This window comes from Myroides albus, assembly GCF_009711045.1.
GTDB lineage: Bacteria > Bacteroidota > Bacteroidia > Flavobacteriales > Flavobacteriaceae > Flavobacterium > Flavobacterium album_A.
The window spans coordinates 1-19,903 of the sequence record NZ_WMJX01000005.1; the positions used below are offsets into that span (position 1 = coordinate 1).

19 protein-coding genes and 4 tRNA genes are annotated in these 19,903 nt (G+C 36.9%); 21 read left to right on the forward strand and 2 right to left on the reverse strand.

Annotated elements, in window-relative coordinates:
- The first annotated feature begins 111 nt into the window (after positions 1-111).
- On the forward strand, positions 112-849 hold the full coding sequence (locus GJV76_RS03670) for a ComEA family DNA-binding protein (protein WP_155091295.1): 738 nt from the start codon (positions 112-114) through the stop codon (positions 847-849).
- Positions 850-860: 11 nt separating this feature from the next.
- A complete protein-coding gene (locus GJV76_RS03675; protein ID WP_155091296.1) occupies positions 861-2,003 on the forward strand; it encodes an acyl-CoA dehydrogenase family protein in 1,143 nt (380 codons plus the stop codon).
- Between the two features lie 30 nt (positions 2,004-2,033).
- On the opposite strand, the gene GJV76_RS03680 is transcribed toward GJV76_RS03675, so the two are convergent.
- On the reverse strand, positions 2,034-3,212 hold the full coding sequence (locus GJV76_RS03680) for a cation:dicarboxylate symporter family transporter (RefSeq protein ID WP_155091297.1): 1,179 nt from the start codon (positions 3,210-3,212) through the stop codon (positions 2,034-2,036).
- A gap of 48 nt (positions 3,213-3,260) precedes the next feature.
- Entirely contained in the window at positions 3,261-4,415 is a 1,155-nt protein-coding gene (locus GJV76_RS03685) for a dicarboxylate/amino acid:cation symporter (protein ID WP_155091298.1), read from the reverse strand.
- Between the two features lie 526 nt (positions 4,416-4,941).
- On the opposite strand from GJV76_RS03685, the gene GJV76_RS03690 reads away from it, so the two are divergent.
- From GJV76_RS03690 to rpoB, 19 genes are all read left to right on the forward strand, one after another.
- A complete protein-coding gene (locus GJV76_RS03690; RefSeq protein ID WP_155091299.1) occupies positions 4,942-7,074 on the forward strand; it encodes a TonB-dependent receptor in 2,133 nt (710 codons plus the stop codon).
- A 108-nt stretch (positions 7,075-7,182) separates the two neighbouring features.
- Positions 7,183-7,803: a tetratricopeptide repeat protein gene (locus tag GJV76_RS03695; RefSeq protein WP_131540236.1), complete on the forward strand. Its 621-nt coding sequence runs from the start codon at positions 7,183-7,185 to the stop codon at positions 7,801-7,803.
- Positions 7,804-7,831: 28 nt separating this feature from the next.
- Positions 7,832-8,929 (forward strand): sensor histidine kinase, encoded by a 1,098-nt coding sequence (locus GJV76_RS03700; protein WP_230381493.1) that lies wholly within the window; start codon positions 7,832-7,834, stop codon positions 8,927-8,929.
- The gene (locus tag GJV76_RS03705; protein ID WP_155091300.1) at positions 8,929-9,672 is read left to right on the forward strand and encodes a LytR/AlgR family response regulator transcription factor; all 744 of its coding nucleotides are present in this window, start codon (positions 8,929-8,931) and stop codon (positions 9,670-9,672) included. The genes GJV76_RS03700 and GJV76_RS03705 overlap by 1 nt, the downstream gene beginning before the upstream one ends.
- 113 nt (positions 9,673-9,785) lie before the next feature.
- Complete coding sequence (rpsU, locus tag GJV76_RS03710; protein ID WP_155091418.1) at positions 9,786-9,980, forward strand: 30S ribosomal protein S21; 195 nt, start codon at positions 9,786-9,788, stop codon at positions 9,978-9,980.
- A gap of 66 nt (positions 9,981-10,046) precedes the next feature.
- Positions 10,047-10,949, forward strand: a complete 903-nt coding sequence (locus tag GJV76_RS03715; RefSeq protein ID WP_155091301.1) for a tyrosine-type recombinase/integrase — start codon at positions 10,047-10,049, stop codon at positions 10,947-10,949.
- Positions 10,950-10,967: 18 nt separating this feature from the next.
- Positions 10,968-11,264, forward strand: coding sequence for a ribosome hibernation-promoting factor, HPF/YfiA family (gene hpf, locus GJV76_RS03720; protein WP_155091302.1), 297 nt, complete (start codon positions 10,968-10,970; stop codon positions 11,262-11,264).
- Between the two features lie 96 nt (positions 11,265-11,360).
- Positions 11,361-11,434: transfer RNA gene (locus tag GJV76_RS03725), tRNA-Thr, on the forward strand.
- A gap of 30 nt (positions 11,435-11,464) precedes the next feature.
- Positions 11,465-11,548, forward strand: a tRNA-Tyr gene (locus tag GJV76_RS03730).
- Positions 11,549-11,567: 19 nt separating this feature from the next.
- Positions 11,568-11,639: transfer RNA gene (locus tag GJV76_RS03735), tRNA-Thr, on the forward strand.
- Positions 11,640-11,697: 58 nt separating this feature from the next.
- Positions 11,698-12,885 (forward strand): elongation factor Tu, encoded by a 1,188-nt coding sequence (tuf, locus tag GJV76_RS03740; RefSeq protein ID WP_155091303.1) that lies wholly within the window; start codon positions 11,698-11,700, stop codon positions 12,883-12,885.
- 58 nt (positions 12,886-12,943) lie between these two features.
- Positions 12,944-13,014: transfer RNA gene (locus tag GJV76_RS03745), tRNA-Trp, on the forward strand.
- Between the two features lie 12 nt (positions 13,015-13,026).
- A complete protein-coding gene (gene secE, locus GJV76_RS03750) occupies positions 13,027-13,224 on the forward strand; it encodes a preprotein translocase subunit SecE (RefSeq protein WP_160338871.1) in 198 nt (65 codons plus the stop codon).
- An 11-nt stretch (positions 13,225-13,235) separates the two neighbouring features.
- Complete coding sequence (nusG, locus tag GJV76_RS03755) at positions 13,236-13,790, forward strand: transcription termination/antitermination protein NusG (RefSeq protein WP_155091305.1); 555 nt, start codon at positions 13,236-13,238, stop codon at positions 13,788-13,790.
- A gap of 54 nt (positions 13,791-13,844) precedes the next feature.
- Positions 13,845-14,282: a 50S ribosomal protein L11 gene (gene rplK / locus GJV76_RS03760; protein WP_155091306.1), complete on the forward strand. Its 438-nt coding sequence runs from the start codon at positions 13,845-13,847 to the stop codon at positions 14,280-14,282.
- Between the two features lie 18 nt (positions 14,283-14,300).
- Positions 14,301-14,990, forward strand: coding sequence for a 50S ribosomal protein L1 (rplA, locus tag GJV76_RS03765; protein ID WP_155091307.1), 690 nt, complete (start codon positions 14,301-14,303; stop codon positions 14,988-14,990).
- A 22-nt stretch (positions 14,991-15,012) separates the two neighbouring features.
- Entirely contained in the window at positions 15,013-15,501 is a 489-nt protein-coding gene (gene rplJ / locus GJV76_RS03770) for a 50S ribosomal protein L10 (protein ID WP_155091308.1), read from the forward strand.
- 85 nt (positions 15,502-15,586) lie between these two features.
- Positions 15,587-15,955, forward strand: coding sequence for a 50S ribosomal protein L7/L12 (rplL, locus tag GJV76_RS03775; RefSeq protein ID WP_155091309.1), 369 nt, complete (start codon positions 15,587-15,589; stop codon positions 15,953-15,955).
- A gap of 123 nt (positions 15,956-16,078) precedes the next feature.
- Positions 16,079-19,891 carry a DNA-directed RNA polymerase subunit beta gene (rpoB, locus tag GJV76_RS03780; protein ID WP_155091310.1) on the forward strand — a complete coding sequence of 1,271 codons (3,813 nt, stop codon included), beginning with the start codon at positions 16,079-16,081 and terminating at the stop codon, positions 19,889-19,891.
- Positions 19,892-19,903 lie beyond the last annotated feature (12 nt).

Genomic DNA, 19,903 nt, shown 5'->3' on the forward strand with positions numbered 1-19,903 from the left:
TCAAAATAGACTAATAGCTTAAGTCGAACTCACGTTATTATAATTCAATTGTGTTTTATTGTTCTTTTCAAAACATCTTCCCCTGTCTTCGTAAATGATCGCGTTGTAGACATGGAAAAAATTACTCATCTAAATCAGCGAATAGATAATATTGCTACAATCTACACTAAGAAAAGAGATACTATTTATCCATTTAATCCCAATTTTATTTCTGACTTTAAAGGCTATTCACTTGGCATGTCTATAGAGGAAATAGATCGTTTATTGTCATTTAGAGCAGAGAACAAATACGTAAATTCCGCACAAGAGTTTCAATCGGTTACAAGAGTTTCGGACGAATGGTTGAAAAAATATAGTGTTTATTTCAAGTTCCCTGATTGGGTGTCTAATCCGAAGCCAAAAGTGAACTATGCAAAGTACAAGGAGGAAAAAGAGAAGGAAATCACACCTACTTGTATCAATGAAGCAACAGAGGAACTTCTGCAAAAAGTAAGAGGAATAGGACCCTATTATGCAAGTAAAATTGTAAAGGATAGGGAAAAGTACGGAGGATATGTTCATATGGATCAGTTGAGATTTGTGTATGGTCTGAATGATGAAACGATTAGTGAATTATTTAAATATTTTAAGGTTTTTACTGCTCCAAATGTCGAAAAGATTAATGTAAACGAAGCATCTATTAATGAATTGAAAAAATTACCCTATTTAAATTATTATATCGCAAGAGAGATCGTTAAATATAGAAGTATGCAAGAGGATTTTGTTAATAAGGAACAATTAAGGCAAATCGAAAACTTCCCCCTTGACAAAATTGACATAATTAGTTTATATTTGAAATTCACGAATTAAAACTATCAACCATGAATTTTGAATACAATGAAACGCAAGCGATGATTGCTCAATCAATAAGAGACTTTGCTGAGCAACATATTCGCCCATATATAATGGAGTGGGATGAAGCGCAAATATTTCCTGTCGACTTATTTAAAAAGTTAGGAGAAATGGGATATATGGGTGTTTTAGTTCCAGAGGAGTACGGTGGATCTGGGTTAAATTATCATGAATATATCACTATTGTAGAGGAGATTTCTAAAGTAGACTCGTCTATTGGTTTATCAGTAGCAGCACATAATTCACTGTGTACAAATCACATTCTTTCTTTTGCCAATGAAGAACAAAAGAAAAGATGGTTACCTAAATTAGCGACAGCGGAGTGGATCGGTGCATGGGGATTGACAGAGCATAATACTGGATCTGATGCAGGAGGGATGAGTACTACAGCTGTAAAAGATGGTGATCACTGGATTTTAAATGGAGCAAAGAACTTTATCACTCACGCGATCTCTGGTAACGTTGCAGTAGTTATCGTTCGTACAGGAGAGAAAGGTGATTCTCACGGGATGACAGCTTTCGTAGTAGAGAAAGGTACACCAGGATTCTCTAGTGGTAAGAAAGAAAATAAATTAGGAATGCGTGCATCTGAGACTGCAGAACTTATCTTTGATAACTGTCGCGTACCTGATGCTAACCGTTTAGGAGAAGTAGGAGAAGGGTTTATTCAAGCGATGAAAGTATTAGATGGAGGGCGTATCTCTATTGGTGCATTATCATTAGGTATTGCTAAAGGAGCTTATGAAGCAGCATTAAAATACTCAAAAGAGAGAGTTCAATTCGGAAAACCAATTAGCCAATTCCAAGCTATCGGTTTTAAATTAGCGGATATGGCTACAGAGATTGAGTGTTCTGAGCTATTATTACACAAAGCAGCTTTTTTAAAGAACAACAACAAACCGATGACTAAGATTGGAGCTATGGCGAAGATGTATGCGTCTGAAGTATGTGTGAAAGTATCTACAGAAGCGATCCAGATCCACGGTGGATATGGATATACTAAGGACTTCCCAGTAGAGAAGTTCTTCCGTGATTCGAAGTTGTGTACGATCGGAGAAGGAACTACAGAGATTCAAAAATTAGTTATCTCTCGTAATATTTTAAAAGACTAATCAGATTAGATGATATAGAAGAAAGGGAAGCTACTGAGCTTCCCTTTTTTGTTGTCGTTCGTGAAAGGCTGTTGCCATAAGGCTTAAAGCGCCATCCCCCACTATATTACACGCAGTGCCAAAACTGTCTTGTAGTGCGAATATGGTTAATACTAATGCTATCCCAGTATCATCGAAGCCTAGCATAGAGGTTATTAATCCTAAAGATGCCATTAGCGCTCCGCCAGGTACACCAGGTGCTCCTAAGGCAAATATACCTAGTAAAAGCACAAAGAGAATCAATGTACTAATATCAGGTAAATGCCCATAAAGGACTAAGGATACGGTCATCACAAAGAAGGTCTCTGTAACCATAGCACCACATAAATGTACATTCGAGAAGAACGGAATAGTGAAGTTCGTAATCTCTGGCTTTAATACCTTGCTCTTATGTGCTGATTGCAGTGCTACACCTAAGCTAGCCGCTGAAGACATCGTCCCTAATGCTGTTAGATAGGTCGGTCCATAATGTCTGAGTACTTCCCATGGGTTCTTTTTAGCGTACAGACCTGCGATCGTGTATAAGATGGTGATCCATACGATATGAGCTAAAATCACGATGATAATCACGATTAAGAAGATAGGTAATTGGGACTGTATGCTGCCTACATAACTAAGCAAAGCAAAATTACAGGCAATGTATAAGGGTAATAGGGGAACTAGTACTCTATTGACTAAGAGTAACACGATCTCTCTAAAGTGATCGAAGGCTACTTCTAATGGTTTAGACTGTGTCCATAGAATACCTAAACCTATCATGAGTGCAAGTACTAAGGAAGTCATCACATCGAATATAGGTGGAATGTCTAGTTTAAAGAGCATCTCTGGTAATGTTCTTCCCGTAGTAGCAGTAGAGGGTATGTCTAGCCAAGGTAATATAGTGTATCCTAATGAACCACTGAATAACCCTGCTCCGACACTCGATATATAAGCTATAGCTAAGGAAAACCCTATAATAACAGAGGACTTCTGATCTAGCTTAGCAATAGACGATACGATAAATCCTAAGATAATTAAGGGGACTAAAAATAAGATGAGTTGCCCTAAAATATGTTTTGTAGATAAGATGACTTGAAGTAGAATATCATTTAGATAAGGCCCTACTAATAGACCGATGATTACTCCTGATAGTAGCCTAACGATAGTATTGTTTACTAATTTCTTTAGCATAATATAGAGGTATAAAAAAGGGAAAGCACAGGCCTTCCCTCATTATCTTTATTTATCACTGTATTTTGTTACCATAAGGCTAAGTGCTCCATCTCCTGTAATATTACACGCGGTACCGAAGCTATCTTGTAATGCAAATATCGTTAAGGTCAGTGCGATACCAGCATCGTCAAAACCTAGTACTGAAGCAATGATACCTAATGAGGCCATTACAGTACCTCCTGGTACACCAGGTGCTCCGATAGCGAAGATACCTAATAGTAGTACGAATAAGATCATTGTCCCCATAGTTGGCAATCCGCCATATAATACTTGAGATACGGTCATCACAAAGAATACTTCTGTCAATACTGATCCACATAAGTGTATATTAGAGAAGAACGGTATAGTGAAGTTCGTGATCTCAGGCTTCAGTACTTTACTCTTGTGTGCAGACTGTAGTGCTACACCAAGAGAAGCCGCTGAAGACATCGTACCTACTGCTGTTAGATAAGCAGGAGGATAATGTTTAATTACTTCCCATGGATTCTTCCCAGAGTATATTCCCGCTATCGTATACAACACACCTAACCAAATGAAGTGTGCTACTATCACGATAAGTATCACAGTTAAGAACACAGGTAGCTGTGACTGTATAGACCCTTCATAGCTAAGTAATGCAAAGTTCGCCATGATATAGAATGGCAATAGTGGGACTAATACTCTATTCACTAATAACAATACGATATCTTTAAACGAATCGAAGGCACGCTCTAATGGTTTAGATTCTGTCCATAGAATACCGATACCGATCATTAAGGCAAGTGTCAGAGAAGTCATCACTCCGAATACAGGTGGAATGTCTAACTTAAAGAGCATTTCAGGTAATTCTTTCAGTGTCTCTACATTTTTCTCTATCTGTAAGTGAGGGATAATATTAAAACCTAATGTACTACTAAAGAATCCTGCTCCGATACTAGATAAGTAAGCAATAACAATAGAGAAACCGATTATGCTAGTCTTTCCCTTATCCAGTTTAGCGATAGAGGATACAACAAATCCCAAGATGATAAGAGGAACTAAGAATAAGATTATCTGCCCCAAGATATGTCTTGTAGATAGTGTTATCTGTAAAAGACTATCTGTAAGGTATGGACCAATTAATAACCCTGCTATTACGCCTAAAAGAAGTTTTACTATTGTATTACTAAAGAATTTCTTCATGTTCTGACACCTATATTTTTGATTAAAGTACTAAATTATTCAAAGCAAAGATATTTATAAACCTTGTTTTTTATTAGTCATTTTCAGAATATACCATATATATGGTAGTGGAGGTGGCACGGTATAATATAGGATGTTCGTAATGATATGTTTTTCTGGATATAGTTTGGTTCGGAGACAGATTTAGTATCGTTCGCAAAAGGGGTCTTTATCCTACTAAATACCGAGGTTTTTCCGAACAGCTTCCGAACAAAGTGCTTAGTAAGGCGTAACAGATTTCTTATAAGCCTTGTCAATAAAGAGGTGATAAGGATTATCGTTTTTTTTATGGTTATAAGTTAGCAAGAATAAATAAGCATCTCAAGATGCCTAGCTATAGTTTATACACATCACTAAAACTGAGAACCGTTAACCGAAAACTGTTAATTAATCTCCGTTCGCGCAGTAAATACTCCCATTCACGCACTCATTTTTTCAGAAGTTGTGTTGTCAGATTACGTTTGTGATAGAATTAATCAAGAAAAAGATGAGAACACTACTATGTTTGTTATTAACCTTATGTGTAGGTGCTGTGCAGGCACAACAGATTCTGCTATCGGGTACAGTGGTAAACGATAAGAATAAACCAATCGAGAATGTGAATGTGTACCTTGAAGATAGCTTCGAGGGAGCATTGACTGATGCGAAAGGGTATTTCAGTTTTATAGTTACAGATACAGTAGTGAGTGGTGTGCTGAAGTTAATGCATGCACAGTATGGCAATCTCGATGTAGAAATCAATACAAAGGAGAATTATAATGAACATTTTGTGTTAAGTAGTCAAGATGAGGTGATGGGAGAAATCCTTATCATCGCGAATAGCAAGAATAAAAGAGAACGCGCAGAGAGTATTGGGTTAAATGCAATGGATGTAGTGAGTACTGCTGGGAGTCCCGGTAATATTATGGGAGTACTAAGTACCATGCCAGGGGCGCAGACGAATGGAGAGGATGGGAGACTACTGATACGTGGAGGTAGAGCAGAGGAGAGTGGTATATTCGTCAATGGTGTAAGAGTGTTTCAGCCTTATACTTCTTCTGTAGGTAATGTACCTGTGCGCTCTAAGTTTAATCCGTTTCTGTTTAAGGGAATATCTTTCTCAGCAGGGGGGTATAGTGCAGAGTTTGGAGATGCGTTATCGGGAGTATTACAGTTAGATACATCAGATGAGATAGATCCATCGCGTAGAGACTACTCTATCTCTACTGTAGGAGGGAGCTTCGCACAGACACATCAGTGGGGCAAGAACTCACTGTCGTATAGTCTAAACTATCTAAACTTAGGAGCCTATACTGCAGTGGTAAAGCAGCGATATAATACTAAAAAACCTTTCTCTACAGCTTCTGGGGAGATGATGTATAAGCGCGAGATTAAGGATGGTGGATATAAACTATATACTGCTGTGGACTTCTCTACCATCAAGTATGAGCAAGAGATACAGCCAAGTAATCGAGTAGATACACTAGGCTTTAAGTCGAGTAATGTGTATATGAATAGTGTGTTCTTTAAGAAGCTTACTCCTTATATGCGACTTGATATTGGTACAGGGTTAGGGTATATGGATTATACAGGAGATAGCAATGATCTGAGCTTAAAGAAGATTAGTTGGGATGTGAATCAGAAGGTGAAGTTTTCTTATCAGTGGAATGGGCAGTTTCTGTCTTTTGTAGGGGTAGATGTACAGGCTTCTAAATTAGATTTGACGAGAAGTGAAGGGAGTAGAGCAGAAGCCTTTGGTACAGATACTAATAGATGGGCACTGTTTTTTGAGAACAATTGGAAGATAACGTCAGACTTGTCATTGAGGGCAGGTTTGAGAACGAGTAAGTATTCAGAAATATCAGATTGGACAGTAGAGCCACGTGCGATGTTGACTTATCAGGTGACACCTAAGCATCAGATGTCTTTTTCGTATGGGGTGTTTAATCAGGCTGTGAACTTAGAGCAGTCATTAGCAGTGAAACAAGAAGACTGGATGCAGGCTAACCATTATATACTGAACTATACTTATGAGTTTAGAAAGCGTCTATTGAGAGCAGAGATGTTCTATAAAGATTATAGTAAGTTGCTCTTAACGCCATTAGGTAAGCCAAGTGAGTATGCACAGTTAGGAGAGGGATATGCAAAGGGATTTGACTTGTTTTGGAAAGATAATATCACGTTTAAGAATTTTAGCTATTGGGTAACTTATACTTATATAGACTCTCAACGCAAAGAGATGTATTGGAACGAATGGATACAGCCGTCTTATGTAGTAAAGCACAACTTCTCTGTGGTGACGAAGTACTGGATAGATCAATGGAAATCTCAGGTGAGTATGACGTATAACTACAGTAGTCCACGTCACTTCTACGATATGAATACTACTAATAAAACTACTTATGAGAGTAGTCCGATACACAATGTGAGTATGAGTTGGGCTTATCTATTCAGTGGGCAAAAGATAGTGTACTTATCAGTAGATAATTTGTTAGGTAGAAATCCTGTATACGCTTATCAGTTTAATCAACGTGGAGGACAACCAGATGTAACGAATGCCTCTGCGAAGCGATTTATATATGTAGGATTTATGTGGACGATAAGTGCAGATAAAAAGAAGAACCAATTGGAGAATTTGTAAAACAACAATACAAACAGTAGAGACATTGGAAACAACAGTTCGCGCAGTTCGTTTTTTAAGGGTTTAATCGTCAGTGTAGATTTATTGTGTAATTAAATAATTAGAAAGATGAGAAAGTTATTAATTTTATTATTCGGTGTATTTAGTGTAGTGAGTTTCGGACAATCTAAATACGAAGCAGGAATGCAAAAAGCGATGCAACAATGGCAAAGTGGGCAATCGAAAGAGGCAGTGGCTATGTTAGACCGTATAGCGATGTCTGATAAAGAGAACTGGATACCGGTGTACTACAAGGTGCTTATTAGTATCACAGGAGGGTTTAGTAATCCACAGGCTGATGCCGTAGAAGATATCGTGATGGCTAATCGCGTACTAATAGACCAATGGTTAGAAACAGGGGGAAGCGAGTGGTATGTACTGAAGGGAATGAATGAGACACTAGAGTTGATTACAGATCCGATGAATAAGGGGATGGTGCAGACTCCAATTATCAATAAAGCGTATGATAAGGCGATAGAGTTAGACCCTACTAATCCGAGAGCAGTGTATTCTGTGGCAAGTTTTCAGATTAATAGTGCTAAGTTTATGAAAGTAGATATGGATTATTACTGTAAGATGCTAGAGAAGTCGATAGAGCTATTCGATAAACAGGAGAGTGATGTGCCATTCTATCCATCATGGGGAAAAGATTGGGCATTAAAAACACAAGAAATGTGTAAAGTGAAGTAAATTAGATGAGTTTGTAGTAAATTAGTATATGAAAAAAGTAGAAATGAATGTTAATTGGCGTAGACATATTGTATTGGCCTGTAGTATATCGGTACTGATCAGTTTGGTTATTTCGTATTTTACTTTTCGTAATAGCGAGTTAAGCTTGGGTGAGCTATTGATAAATTATCGTTTTTTGAAAAATACGTTTTTGTCTTTTGTATTGTCGATGTTGATTTACGCAGCTAATGTATTAACGAGTGCATGGGTGTGTAGGGTAATGGATAAACGAGATGCTAAAAATGAAATAGCTATGAGTAAGATTACTCGTAACGCTGTTTTTTTTGTCAATGGCATTTTGACATCTATAGTTTCTTATTACTTATTCTTGGCGCTAATTTTGAATTTATTTTATAGCTTGTCTTTTAAAGCTTTCTTTCTTGGGCAACATTTAAGTTTTGGCAATTTTTTAGGAGCATTGTTATTAAGTACTTTTATTTTGCTTATTGTGTTTACGTTTGCCTATCACGATGAACTTAGGTTGTTAGAATTAAAGAATAGAGAGATGGAGATAGAGCTACAAAAAAGTCAAATAGAAGGGATGAAAGAACAACTGTCTCCCCATTTCTTGTTTAACAATATGAATGTACTCATCAGTACAATCCAAGAAGATCCAGTAAAGGCAGAACAGTTTGCCCGTTCGTTCTCTAAGATATATAGATATGTATTAGAGAAGTTAGATTATCCCTTGTGTAACTTATCTGACGAAGTATCTTTTATAAGAGATTATGTCTATCTACTCAATGTGAGATATGATAATGCAATAGCATTTAGCATTAGTGAAGAGGTGATGAAGTATGATGATGTAGAAGTGCCTACCTTGAGTTTGCAACTATTGATTGAAAATGTAGTAAAGCACAATGTAATTCCTTCGGAGGGAAGTATTAGAGTAGAATTGCGTATAGAAGAAGGAGGGTTAGTACTGTGGAATGAAAAATATGCTAAGCCCAAAGAAGTGTATTCATCTGGACTGGGATTACAGAATTTGTCTAAGCGCAATAAGTTAATGGTGAAGCAAGATATTGAGATAAGTGATTTGGAAGATAGTTTTAGTGTTAGAATTCCTTTAGTTAGAATAGAGAGTTGATGAAAATAGTAATTATAGAAGATGAGAAACCTGCAGCGAGACTGCTGACAAGAGAGCTGGAGAAGTTAGGATTCGAGGTACAGCAGATATTGTATTCTGTAGGAGAGGCTATACTTTGGTTGATGCAACATGAGCATCCAGATTTGATATTTGCTGATATACAGTTAGCAGATGGATTATCTTTAGAGATATTCGAGCAAGTAGAGGTTAAGAGCGCTATTATCTTTGTCACAAGTTTTGATCATTATGCGATTAAGGCATTTAAGCTAAATAGCATTGATTATTTATTAAAACCGATAGAGCCAATAGAGTTGTTGGGTGCTATTAATAAATACAAGGCACAACAACGCAGTACAACACAGACGGTAGAGAGCCTCAGACACAGTATAGGGGGGAGTAACTATGCAAAACGGCTGATGATAAAAGTGGGAATGCAGATAAAGATGGTGTTGGTGGATGAGGTAGTATGTTTTTATAGAGAGGATAGAGGAGTATATATTTCGACAGTGGAAGGTAAGACTCATCTGTTAGATGAGGAGTCTCTAGAGGCTGTTATTAAAACGGTTAGTCCGAAGAAGTTCTTTCGGGTGAATAGATCTCAAGTAGTGAGCATCGATTATATAGAACAGATTATACAATTATCTACTTCTCGGTTAAAACTAACGATGAAGAATTATACAGCTGAGGTGATTGTGAGTAGAGAAAGAGTGGGTGAATTTAAGAGCTGGTTAGCGGAGAATTAGTTAGAAGTAAAACGAAAAATGCTGATGCTGAATAAAAAAAGTTGTTTTTTTATTGTGTTAGATAAAAAAAGCTTTACTTTTGCACCACTAAATGAGAGGAGGTGTATGAAAACATGTTGATCATTCCAATTAAAGACGGAGAAAATATCGATAGAGCACTAAAGCGCTATAAAAGAAAATTTGACAGAACTGGGACATTACGTCAGTTAAGATCTCGTCAGCATTTCACGAAACCGTCTGTACAAAAAAGAGACAAAATGCAAAAAGCTGCATATATCCAACACTTAAGAGATTCAGTAGAAATCTAAGATAGGGTTGTGAATAAAAAGCTAACCGTTGTAATAAAGTATTAACTTTGTTGCAACGGTTTTTTTATGGAAGAAAGTTTACAGAGATTTTTAGCGTATTTAGACAAGGAAAAGAATTATTCAGACAAGACGATTATTGCTTATAAGCGAGATATCGAATCTTTTATGGCTTTTTTGGAAGTCGAATGTGTGAGTTATAAGGAGGTAACTTATGATCAGGTTAGAGGCTGGTTGGTAGGGCTTGCAGAATCCGGTATTCAAAATAGATCTATTAATCGAAAGGTTAGTGCATTGCGCAGTTATTATAAATTCCTGATGCAGGTAAAAGAAGTTGAGTTGAATCCTCTTCAACTGCATCGCTCGTTGAAAGTGAAAAAGAGATTACAGTTGCCTTATAGTAAACAAGAGATTGAATTGGTGAGGGAAAGATTAGTTGCGGAAGAAGGATTTGATAGTTTGAGGGATTTGGTTATTGTAGAGTTGTTATATGGGTTGGGGTTGCGCCGAGCAGAGTTGGTAAACTTGAAAGTGAATGATATTGACTTCGACTTGCATCAAGTGAGAGTTGTGGGAAAAGGCAATAAGCGAAGAAATATACCAATGATAATGGAGTTAGAAGAATTGTTGAAAAGGTATATTAAAGTTAGGGATTTGGAAGTGAGTGAGATAGCTTGTGGAGGAGAGTTATTACTAAATAAAAGGCGGAATAAAATTGATGAAATGTTTGTTTATGGCGTAATAAATCGCTACTTTAGTGATACAACAAGTAAGGAAAAGAATAGTCCTCACGTGTTGAGACATTCGTTTGCAACTCATTTATTGGAGAATGGAGCGGATATAAATTCAATTAAAGAATTAATGGGGCATGAAAGTTTGTCAACTACACAAATGTATGCGCAAGTCAATTTATCTGAATTGAAGAAAGTGTATAAGGCGACACATCCCCGAACGAAGAAGAATAAAGATTAACCTTTAAAATCGTTAGTTATGAAAGTAAACATTCAGGCTGTAAATTTCAATGTAGATCGCAAGTTGGTAGATTTTGTCAATGAGCGTTTGGCTAAAGTGGAAAAATTTTATGATAAAGTAGTTTCAGTTGATGTTTTTCTAAAATTAGAGAACTCTAGTGATAAGGAAAACAAAACGGCAGAGATGAAATTGTTGGTGCCAGGTGATGAGATGATAGTGAAAAAAACAAGTAAAAGTTTTGAAGAGAGTGTGGACTTAGGAGCCGACGCTTTAGAGCGTTTAGTTGTGAAATTCAAAGAAAAACAGAAGTTATAATAATTGAAAAAAATAAGTAAATTGTTTTTTTTAATCAATAAAATATATACATTTGCAGTCCGTTAGAAATAGCGGACTTTTTCTATTGAGTCAATTGCCGGTGTAGCTCAGCTGGCTAGAGCAGCTGATTTGTAATCAGCAGGTCGTGGGTTCGAGTCCCTCCATCGGCTCAAGGAAAAGCAATATCAAACACAGTTTGAGGGGAGATACTCAAGCGGCCAACGAGGACGGACTGTAAATCCGTTGGGAAACCTTCGCAGGTTCGAATCCTGCTCTCCCCACCACTAAATATAAGAGACAAAAGCCGGTGTAGCTCAGGGGTAGAGTGCTTCCTTGGTAAGGAAGAGGTCACGGGTTCAAATCCCGTCATTGGCTCAGGTTTTTTTATTATATTTGAACACTAATTATATAACTAAGATTAAATTATTAAATCATGGCAAAGGAAACTTTTGATCGTTCGAAGCCGCACTTAAACATCGGTACTATCGGACACGTTGACCACGGTAAAACTACTACTACAGCTGCTATTACTAAAGTATTAGCTGATGCAGGATTCTCTGAGGCTCGTTCATTTGATTCAATTGATAACGCTCCAGAAGAAAAAGAGCGTGGTATTACAATTAATACTTCTCACGTAGAGTACCAAACAAAAAACCGTCACTATGCGCACGTTGACTGTCCAGGTCACGCGGATTACGTGAAAAACATGGTTACTGGTGCTGCTCAAATGGATGGTGCTATCTTAGTAGTTGCTGCTACTGATGGACCAATGCCACAAACACGTGAGCACATCCTTTTAGGACGTCAGGTAGGTATTCCAAGAATCGTTGTATTCTTAAACAAAGTTGACTTAGTTGATGATGCTGAGTTATTAGAGCTTGTTGAGATGGAAGTAAGAGATTTATTATCTTTCTACCAATACGATGGTGATAATGGACCAGTAGTTAAAGGTTCTGCTTTAGGAGCTTTAAACGGAGAGAAACAATGGGTTGATGCATTATTAGAGTTAATGGAAGAAGTTGACAACTGGATCGAAGAGCCAGTACGTGATAACGAGAAACCATTCTTAATGCCAGTAGAAGACGTATTTACAATTACAGGACGTGGAACTGTTGCTACAGGACGTATCGAAACTGGAGTTGCTAATACAGGAGATGCTGTTGAAATCATCGGTATGGGAGCTGACAAATTAACTTCTACAATTACAGGAGTTGAGATGTTCCGTAAAATCTTAGACCGTGGAGAAGCTGGAGATAACGTAGGTTTATTATTGAGAGGTATTGACAAAACTGATATCCGTCGTGGTATGGTTATTTGTAAACCAGGTTCAGTAAAACCACACGCTAAATTCAAAGCTGAGGTTTATATCTTGAAAAAAGAAGAAGGTGGACGTCACACTCCATTCCATAACAACTACCGTCCTCAATTCTACGTTCGTACAACTGACGTAACTGGAACAATCCAATTACCAGAAGGAACTGAGATGGTTATGCCTGGGGATAACTTAACTATCACTGTTGAGTTGTTAAGCCCAATCGCTTTATCAGTAGGTTTACGTTTCGCTATCCGTGAAGGTGGTAGAACAGTAGGTGCTGGTCAGGTAACTGAAATTTTAGACTAATTTATTAGTATAAATAAATTTTAAAGTCAGCGGGACTACCGCTGACTTTTATTAACAAACGGGTGTAGTTCAAGGGTAGAATAGCGGTCTCCAAAACCGTTGATGGGGGTTCGAATCCCTCCACCCGTGCAAAAAAGATTTATCATGAAAGTTTTTAATTACATATCAGAGTCTTTTACAGAACTTAAAACAAATGTAACTTGGTCACCATGGTCGGATGTACAACGTTATACAATTATTGTAGCTATTTTTGCAGTATTGTTTTCGCTGGCAACTTGGGGTGTGGATACACTTTTTGCAGATTTGTTAGGTATATTCTATAAATGGGCTAAAGCATAAGAAAAAATATTATGGCTGATACAAGCGTAAAAAAATGGTATGTAATCAGTACAGTCAGCGGACATGAATTGAAGGTTAAGAATTATATCGAAACTGAGATTGCTCGCTTAGGACTTTCTGATTATCTATCTCAAGTCTTAGTGCCTACCGAGAAGGTTGTTAGTGTTACTAAAGATGGAAAAAAGAAAACGACAGAACGTGTATATTTTGCAGGATATGTTTATATCGAAGCTAATTTAACAGGTGAAGTTCCTCACGTTATTAAATCAATACCAAGTGTAATTGGTTTTTTAAGCGAGAAAAAAGGAGGAGAGCCATTGCCAGTTAGAGAGGCTGAAGTTAATCGTATCTTGGGAAGAGTAGACGAGCTTTCTGTTAAAGTTGACATGGGTGTTATACCATTCAAAGAAGGAGAGAATGTAAAAGTGATTGATGGTCCATTTAATGGATTTGATGGAGTTGTTGAAAAGATTAACGAAGAAAAACGCAAGTTGGAAGTTATGGTTAAGATTTTCGGAAGAAAGACTCCATTAGAGTTGACTTTTACGCAAGTTGAAAAATTATAATGTTACATATAAACGCATCTTGCTTCCAAAAGAGATGTGCTAAATTTTTGAAAAATGGCAAAAGAAATTAGTAAAGTAGTTAAACTACAAGTTAAGGGAGGTGCTGCGAACCCATCGCCACCGGTTGGACCTGCTTTGGGGGCTGCTGGAGTTAATATCATGGAGTTCTGTAAGCAATTTAATGCTAGAACACAAGATAAACCTGGCAAAGTGTTACCAGTACAAATTACTGTGTACAAAGACAAATCTTTTGATTTTGTTGTTAAAACGCCACCTGCTGCTGTTCAATTATTAGAGGCTGCGAAAGTGAAATCTGGATCTGGAGAGCCAAATAGAAAAAAAGTAGCTAGCGTAACTTGGGATCAAGTTCGTGCTATTGCAGAAGATAAAATGCCTGACTTAAATGCATTTACAGTTGAAGCAGCTATGAGTATGATAGCTGGTACTGCAAGATCTATGGGTATATCAGTAACAGGAAATGCTCCTTTTTAATTGTAAAAGAAAGAAGAAATGGCAAAATTAACGAAAAAGCAAAAAGAAGCAGCTGCTAAGATCGAGAAGAACAGATTATATTCTTTAACTGATGCATCTGCGTTGATTAAAGAAGTTGCATCTGCAAAATTTGACGAATCTGTAGATATCGCTGTGCGTTTAGGTGTAGATCCTCGTAAAGCTAACCAAATGGTTCGTGGAGTTGTAACTTTACCACACGGAACAGGTAAAGACGTTAGAGTATTAGCATTAGTAACTCCTGATAAAGAAGCGGAAGCTACTGCAGCTGGAGCTGACTATGTAGGACTTGACGATTATTTACAAAAAATTAAAGATGGTTGGACAGATGTTGATGTTATCATCACTATGCCTGCTGTAATGGGTAAATTAGGTCCTTTAGGACGTGTTTTAGGTCCAAGAGGTTTAATGCCTAACCCTAAGACTGGTACAGTAACTATGGACGTTGCGAAAGCAGTTCAAGAAGTGAAAGCTGGTAAAATCGATTTTAAAGTTGATAAAACTGGAATTGTTCACGCGGCTATCGGAAAAGCATCTTTTGATGCTGAGAAAATCGCAGACAACGCAGCTGAATTAATTCAAACATTAATCAAATTAAAACCAACTGCAGCTAAAGGTACTTATATCAAGTCTATTCATATATCTAGTACTATGAGCCCTGCTATTGCTTTAGATCCTAAAGCAGTATAATTGGTAGATAAAAATTACACGTATGACTAGAGAACAAAAAGCAGTAGCGATAGAGGATTTAAAAGCTAAATTAGCTGATAATAACATTATTTACATCGCTGATATTTCGGGATTAAATGCAGAGGTTACTTCTGGATTAAGAAAAGCTTGTAACAAAGCTGGAATTAAGTTAGAGGTTGTTAAAAACACATTGCTTGCAAAAGCTATGGAATCTTCTGATAAGAACTATGAAGAGCTTCCTTCTACTTTAAAAGGAAATAGCGCTATTATGTTTGCTGAAGTAGCTAATGCTCCAGCAAAAGTTATTAAAGATTTCCGTAAAAAAGGTGACAAACCTCTTTTTAAAGGAGCTTACATCAACGAAGAAATTTATGTTGGAGATAACTTATTAGATACATTAGTAGCTATTAAATCTAAAGAAGAAGTTATTGCAGAAATCATTGGATTACTACAATCTCCAGCTCAAAGAGTTATTTCAGCTCTACAAAATCAATCAAAAGACGAAGAATAGTATATCTATTGAAAGTCTTTCATTGTTCACATAACGAACGCACATTAATAAATTATATTTTTACAAATCATTAAAAGATAGAAAAATGGCAGATTTGAAACAATTCGCAGAACAATTAGTTAACTTAACAGTTAAAGAAGTTAACGAATTAGCAACTATATTAAAAGACGAGTACGGAATCGAACCAGCTGCTGCAGCAGTAGTTGTTGCTGGTGGTGCTGACGGTGGTGCTGCTGAAGAGCAAACTGAATTTACAGTTGTATTGAAAGAGGCAGGAGCTTCTAAATTAGCTGTAGTTAAAGCTGTTAAAGAATTAACAGGTTTAGGATTAAAAGAAGCTAAAGATATCGTAGATTCTACACCAGCTAACATCAAAGAAGGAGTTTCTAAAGATGAGGCTGAAGGTCTTAAAAAATCATTAGAAGAAGCTGGAGCTGTAGTTGAGCTTAAATAAGCTTTCTTTCTAAAATATTCTAGGTTTAGGCCTTGGGAGCATTCCCAATGGCCTAAACCATTTTGCGTATAAAGCGATTTGTACGCTATTATTCAAATTCTAATCAAAATTTTTTGTCCATTGATGATCACAAATCAGACTGAAAGATTAAATTTTGCTTCTACGAAGAATATTCCTGCTTACCCAGATTTCTTGGATATTCAGGTTAAATCCTTCAAAGATTTCTTTCAATTAGAAACGAAGTCCGAAGAGAGAGGCAAAGAAGGTTTGTACAATACCTTCATGGAGAACTTCCCGATTACTGATACAAGAAACCAGTTCGTGTTGGAGTTCCTTGATTATTTTGTTGATCCTCCTCGTTATTCTATTGAAGAATGTATTGACAGAGGACTAACTTACAGCGTTCCGCTAAAAGCGCGCTTGAAGTTATACTGTACTGACCCTGAACACGAAGATTTTGAAACTATCGTTCAAGATGTTTATTTAGGAACAATACCGTATATGACTCCAAGTGGTACTTTTGTAATCAATGGAGCTGAGAGAGTCGTTGTTTCACAGTTACACCGTTCACCTGGTGTTTTCTTTGGACAATCATTTCATGCTAATGGTACTAAATTGTATTCAGCGAGAGTTATTCCTTTTAAGGGATCATGGATTGAGTTTGCTACCGATATTAATAGCGTGATGTATGCTTATATCGATAGAAAGAAAAAGTTACCAGTGACAACTTTATTCCGTGCTATCGGATTTGAAAGAGATAAAGATATCCTTGAGATTTTCGATTTAGCGGAAGAGGTTAAAGTATCAAAAACTGGTTTAAAGAAATACATCGGCCGAAGACTTGCTGCTCGTGTTTTAAACACTTGGCATGAAGACTTCGTAGATGAGGATACTGGAGAGGTTGTTTCAATTGAAAGAAATGAGATTATCTTAGACCGTGATACAGTCCTAGATAAAGATAATGTCGAAGAAATCATTGAGGCTAACGTTAAGACTATCCTTATACATAAAGAGGACAATAATCAGGCAGATTATGCCATCATACATAATACTTTACAAAAGGACCCTACTAACTCTGAAAAAGAGGCAGTAGAGCATATCTACCGTCAGTTGCGTAATGCTGAACCGCCTGATGAGGAGACTGCACGTGGTATTATTGACAAATTGTTCTTCTCTGATCAACGTTACAATCTAGGTGAAGTTGGTCGTTACAGAATGAACAAAAAACTTAATCTTGATACCCCTATTGATAAACAAGTTTTAACAAAAGAAGATATTATCACTATTGTTAAGTACTTGATTGAATTAATTAACTCAAAAGCTGAGATTGATGATATTGACCACTTATCTAACCGTCGTGTTAGAACTGTAGGTGAGCAATTATCTGCTCAGTTTGGTGTTGGTTTAGCTCGTATGGCTAGAACAATTCGCGAGCGTATGAATGTACGTGACAACGAAGTGTTTACTCCTATCGATTTGATTAACGCTAAGACTTTATCGTCAGTTATTAATTCATTTTTTGGAACAAATCAGTTGTCTCAGTTTATGGATCAAACGAACCCATTGGCTGAGATCACTCACAAACGTCGTTTATCTGCTTTAGGACCTGGAGGTTTATCTAGAGAGAGAGCTGGTTTCGAGGTTCGTGACGTTCACTATACTCACTACGGACGTTTATGTCCTATTGAGACTCCTGAGGGACCAAACATTGGTCTTATTTCTTCTTTAGCTGTATACGCTAAAGTAAATAATATGGGATTCATCGAGACTCCTTATCGTCCTGTAGTTGATGGTAAAGTAGATATCGTTAATGAGCCTGTTTACTTAAGTGCAGAAGAGGAAGAAGGAATGTTAATTGCACAAGCAAACGTTCCTGTTGATACTGAAGGAAGAATGACGGAAGAAAGAGTAGTTGTTAAAGAGGAAGGGGATTTCCCTGTGGTTGAACCTAAGGATATACATTATACCGACGTTGCACCAAACCAAATTGCTTCTATTTCTGCTTCATTGATTCCTTTCTTAGAGCATGATGATGCGAACCGTGCGTTGATGGGATCTAACATGATGCGTCAAGCTGTTCCTTTATTACGTCCAGAATCTCCAATTGTAGGTACTGGTTTAGAAAGACAAGTTGCTTCTGATTCACGTGTTTTAATTAATGCTGAAGGAGATGGAACTGTTGAATATGTAGATGCTCAGAAAATTATTATTAAGTATGATCGTACGGATGATGAGCGATTGATTAGCTTTGATCCAGATGAGAAATCTTATAATTTAATTAAGTTTAGAAAAACGAATCAAAGTACTTGTATTAACCTAAAACCAATCGTTAGAAAAGGTGATAGAGTAACTAAAGGTCAAGTGCTTTGTGATGGATACGCTACCCAAGCTGGAGAGTTAGCATTAGGTCGTAATCTACAAGTGGCTTTTATGCCATGGAAAGGTTATAACTTTGAGGATGCTATCGTAATCTCTGAGAAAGTAGTGAGAGAGGATATCTTTACATCTATTCATATCGATGACTATACTTTAGAAGTTAGAGATACTAAATTAGGTAATGAAGAATTAACTAATGATATTCCTAACGTTTCTGAAGAAGCAACAAAAGATTTGGATGAAAACGGTATGATCCGTATTGGTGCTGAAGTGAAACCTGGTGATATTTTAATTGGTAAGATTACTCCTAAAGGAGAGTCAGATCCAACACCAGAAGAAAAATTACTTCGTGCTATTTTCGGTGATAAAGCTGGGGATGTTAAGGATGCTTCATTAAAAGCTTCTCCTTCATTAAGAGGAGTTGTATTAGATAAAAAGTTATTTGCACGTGCAGTAAAAGATAAACGTAAACGTTCTAAAGATAAAGATGAATTGGCTTTACTTGAAACTAAGTTTGAAGTTAAGTTTAACGAATTGAAAGAGCGTTTAGTTGAGAAATTATTCTTTATCGTAAATGGAAAAACATCTCAGGGGGTGTTAAACGATTTAGGAGAAGAAATTTTACCAAAAGGTAAGAAGTTTACTCAAAAAATGCTTTATGCTGTTGATGACTTTGCTCATTTAACAAAAGGTCAATGGACAACTGATGAGGATGCTAATGATATGATTACTGATTTAATCCACAATTACAAGATTAAATTGAATGATCTACAAGGGGTACTTAGAAGAGAGAAATTCATGATTACTGTTGGAGATGAGTTACCATCAGGAATTCTTAAATTAGCAAAAGTTTACATTGCTAAGAAAAGAAAACTACGTGTGGGAGATAAAATGGCAGGACGTCACGGTAACAAAGGTATCGTTGCGAGAATCGTTAGAGACGAGGATATGCCATTCTTAGAAGATGGTACACCAGTTGATATTGTGTTGAACCCATTAGGGGTACCTTCGCGTATGAACATTGGTCAGATTTATGAAACAGTTTTAGGTTGGGCAGGTCTTAAATTAGGTAAGAAGTATGCTACACCAATCTTTGACGGTGCAGAATTAGATCAGATTAATGAGTTAACTGATGAAGCTGGTATTCCAAGATTCGGACACACTTACCTTTATGATGGAGGTACAGGTGAGAGATTCCACCAAAGAGCTACAGTGGGTGTTATCTACATGTTGAAATTAGGTCACATGGTTGATGATAAAATGCACGCACGTTCTATTGGTCCTTACTCGTTGATTACTCAACAACCATTAGGAGGTAAGGCTCAATTTGGAGGTCAACGTTTTGGAGAGATGGAGGTATGGGCTTTAGAGGCTTATGGTGCATCAAGTACATTACGTGAGATTTTGACGGTGAAATCAGATGACGTTATTGGTAGAGCGAAAACTTACGAAGCTATCGTTAAAGGGGAAACTATGCCAGAACCAGGACTACCTGAATCATTCAATGTATTAATGCATGAATTAAAAGGTCTTGGATTAGACATCAGATTAGAAGATTAAACTAAGATAATA

What these genes read in the sequence shown, in the direction of transcription:
- nusG (WP_155091305.1), top strand. Translation starts at nt 13,236, where the DNA reads ATGGCTGATACAAGCGTAAAAAAATGGTATGTAATCAGTACAGTCAGC.
- GJV76_RS03715 (WP_155091301.1), top strand. Translation starts at nt 10,047, where the DNA reads ATGGAAGAAAGTTTACAGAGATTTTTAGCGTATTTAGACAAGGAAAAG.
- rplA (WP_155091307.1), top strand. Translation starts at nt 14,301, where the DNA reads ATGGCAAAATTAACGAAAAAGCAAAAAGAAGCAGCTGCTAAGATCGAG.
- GJV76_RS03690 (WP_155091299.1), top strand. Translation starts at nt 4,942, where the DNA reads ATGAGAACACTACTATGTTTGTTATTAACCTTATGTGTAGGTGCTGTG.
- GJV76_RS03680 (WP_155091297.1), bottom strand. Translation starts at nt 3,212, where the DNA reads ATGCTAAAGAAATTAGTAAACAATACTATCGTTAGGCTACTATCAGGA.
- tuf (WP_155091303.1), top strand. Translation starts at nt 11,698, where the DNA reads ATGGCAAAGGAAACTTTTGATCGTTCGAAGCCGCACTTAAACATCGGT.
- rpsU (WP_155091418.1), top strand. Translation starts at nt 9,786, where the DNA reads ATGTTGATCATTCCAATTAAAGACGGAGAAAATATCGATAGAGCACTA.
- GJV76_RS03675 (WP_155091296.1), top strand. Translation starts at nt 861, where the DNA reads ATGAATTTTGAATACAATGAAACGCAAGCGATGATTGCTCAATCAATA.
- rplL (WP_155091309.1), top strand. Translation starts at nt 15,587, where the DNA reads ATGGCAGATTTGAAACAATTCGCAGAACAATTAGTTAACTTAACAGTT.
- rplK (WP_155091306.1), top strand. Translation starts at nt 13,845, where the DNA reads ATGGCAAAAGAAATTAGTAAAGTAGTTAAACTACAAGTTAAGGGAGGT.
- GJV76_RS03705 (WP_155091300.1), top strand. Translation starts at nt 8,929, where the DNA reads ATGAAAATAGTAATTATAGAAGATGAGAAACCTGCAGCGAGACTGCTG.
- GJV76_RS03695 (WP_131540236.1), top strand. Translation starts at nt 7,183, where the DNA reads ATGAGAAAGTTATTAATTTTATTATTCGGTGTATTTAGTGTAGTGAGT.
- rpoB (WP_155091310.1), top strand. Translation starts at nt 16,079, where the DNA reads ATGATCACAAATCAGACTGAAAGATTAAATTTTGCTTCTACGAAGAAT.
- rplJ (WP_155091308.1), top strand. Translation starts at nt 15,013, where the DNA reads ATGACTAGAGAACAAAAAGCAGTAGCGATAGAGGATTTAAAAGCTAAA.
- GJV76_RS03700 (WP_230381493.1), top strand. Translation starts at nt 7,832, where the DNA reads ATGAAAAAAGTAGAAATGAATGTTAATTGGCGTAGACATATTGTATTG.
- GJV76_RS03670 (WP_155091295.1), top strand. Translation starts at nt 112, where the DNA reads ATGGAAAAAATTACTCATCTAAATCAGCGAATAGATAATATTGCTACA.
- GJV76_RS03685 (WP_155091298.1), bottom strand. Translation starts at nt 4,415, where the DNA reads ATGAAGAAATTCTTTAGTAATACAATAGTAAAACTTCTTTTAGGCGTA.
- hpf (WP_155091302.1), top strand. Translation starts at nt 10,968, where the DNA reads ATGAAAGTAAACATTCAGGCTGTAAATTTCAATGTAGATCGCAAGTTG.